The 739-nt window shown below is 33.6% G+C and carries 2 protein-coding genes; both read right to left on the reverse strand.

Annotation, left to right across the window (positions count from 1 at the left end; translation table 11 throughout):
• The coding region (locus ACF91D_RS31090; RefSeq protein WP_392438603.1) for a phytoene desaturase family protein at positions 1-352 on the reverse strand (352 nt) is incomplete at its 3' end.
• Positions 349-739, reverse strand: a 391-nt coding sequence (locus tag ACF91D_RS31095; RefSeq protein WP_392438604.1) for a squalene/phytoene synthase family protein, incomplete at its 5' end; no start/stop codon positions are given. The genes ACF91D_RS31095 and ACF91D_RS31090, both read right to left, overlap by 4 nt.

Consider the following 739-nt stretch of genomic DNA (forward strand, 5'->3'; position numbering starts at 1 on the left):
GTGTGGAGTTAGGCTCAATAGCTTCAAGCATATCTCTTAATTGCGCAAGATCTGTAGGCACACGAATTTGGTCAGACTCACTAAAGTACACATCATATATGTGAGATAATTGTTTAATCTCCAAGTAATTATTCATATTCTTTTGTGCGTAATTAAAAACATCACGATAGACTTCAGGCATCATTACTATTGTTGGACCCATATCAAATGTAAACCCGTCTTGTTTAATTTGATTCATTCTACCACCTATCTGCTTATTCTTTTCATAAATATCTACTTGATGTCCATTTGCTGACAACCTTGAAGCTGCAGCTAAACCCGAAACACCACCACCAATGACTGCAATCTTCATAATGTTTCACTCCTATTATATTTCGTAATGATTTCGCGATAAATTTTCAGTTTTCTAAGTTTACTTACATATACTTTTTTATACAGTGTATAGCCCGACTTTCTCACTTCTTCAAGAATTTCAAGATAGGCATATGCCGCTAATTCAACAATATAACGCACTTCTTCATCAAAGTATTCAACTCCATTTAATGCTATATTGTATAGTTGAATTGCCTCATTAGCATAGTTTTCCCATAAGTCTATATAATTTTGGGTAACCCCATCATTATATACAGCTTGTAAGTCTATCTTATATTCAGCTAGCTTTTCTTGGCTGAGATAAACTCTACCATTTTGAAAATCTTCGCCCACATCTCTTAAAATATTAGTTATTTGTAGTGCTTTA

The sequence above is a fragment of the Staphylococcus sp. 231237_7MaSpsaltlick genome (genome assembly GCF_043107035.1).